Genomic DNA, 1,340 nt, shown 5'->3' with positions numbered 1-1,340 from the left:
AGTGTTTTGGCTGAATTCCAACCGAGCCTGCAACTGGCGGTGCCTGACACCCTGGCCGGGGATGACACCGATACCGCTGTTGCCCTGACCTTCCGCGAGATGAAAGATTTCGAACCAGAAAGCGTTGCCCGTCAAATCCCGCAACTGCGTGCCTTGCTGGCGATGCGCAACCTGCTGCGTGATCTCAAATCCAATTTGCTGGACAACGCCACCTTCCGTCGTGAGCTGGAAAATATCCTCAAAGACGATGCATTGAGCGATGAGCTGCGTGCTGAACTGGCGGCCCTGGCTCCAAAAGACTGTTAATCGCCGAATTGGCTGCTTGTCATGAGAAAGAAGAAAAGGAACATGCTGATGTCTGTACAGGAAAACACGGCGCAGGGTACTGCGACCACCCTATTAGAAAAGAATGGCCCCGTAGCGCAAGGGGTTTATGCCTCTTTATTTGAAAAAATCAACCTCAGCCCGGTGTCCTCACTGACCGGTCTGGATGCTTTCCAGAACAACGATACCCTGGCGGATGCCACCACCGATGAGCGTGTTACCGCCGCCGTCAGTGTCTTTTTAGACCTGCTGAAGCAGTCGGCGAAAAAAGTGGAAAAGCTGGATAAAACCCTGCTGGATGGTCACATTGCGGCATTGGATGACCAAATCAGTCGCCAGTTGGATGCGGTGATGCATCACCCTGATTTCCAGCGTGTCGAGTCCACCTGGCGTGGCGTAAAATCCCTGATTGATCAAACCGATTTCCGTCAAAACGTGCGCATCGAACTGCTGGATATCAGTAAAGATCATCTGGTGCAGGATTTTGAAGACGCCCCTGAAATCGTACAAAGCGGCCTCTACACCCAGACCTACATTCAGGAATACGACACTCCCGGTGGCGAGCCAATTGCCGCCGCTATCTCCAACTACGAGTTTGACCGTAGCCCGCAGGATATCGCGCTTTTGCGTAATATCTCTAAAGTGGCGGCGGCGGCCCATATGCCGTTTATCGGTTCAGTTGGTCCAGAATTCTTCGGCAAAGAGAACATGGAAGAAGTGGCAGCCATCAAAGATATCGGTAACTACTTTGACCGTGCCGAATACATCAAGTGGAAAGCCTTCCGCGACTCAGATGATTCCCGCTATATCGGCCTGACCATGCCGCGCGTGCTGGGGCGTTTGCCGTACGGGCCAGACACCGTGCCGGTGCGCAGCTTTAACTATGTTGAACAGGTGAAAGGGCCAGATCACGACCGTTACCTGTGGACCAACGCCTCGTTTGCCTTTGCTGCCAACATGGTGAAAAGCTTCATTAAAAATGGCTGGTGTGTGCAGATCCGTGGCCCGCAGGCCGG

2 protein-coding genes are annotated in these 1,340 nt (G+C 53.4%); both read left to right on the top strand.

Annotated elements, in window-relative coordinates; translation table 11 throughout:
• On the top strand, positions 1-306 hold a 306-nt coding region (locus AEP37_RS23730), incomplete at its 5' end, for a type VI secretion system contractile sheath small subunit (RefSeq protein WP_049615639.1).
• A gap of 42 nt (positions 307-348) precedes the next feature.
• Positions 349-1,340 (top strand): type VI secretion system contractile sheath large subunit (gene tssC / locus AEP37_RS23725; protein ID WP_156168779.1); only part of this gene is annotated, 992 nt, incomplete at its 3' end.

The sequence above is a fragment of the Yersinia pekkanenii genome (genome assembly GCF_001152565.1).
Taxonomy (GTDB): domain Bacteria; phylum Pseudomonadota; class Gammaproteobacteria; order Enterobacterales; family Enterobacteriaceae; genus Yersinia; species Yersinia pekkanenii.
Note: the sequence above shows the minus strand (reverse complement) of the source record. Positions and strands in the feature narration are given on the sequence as shown.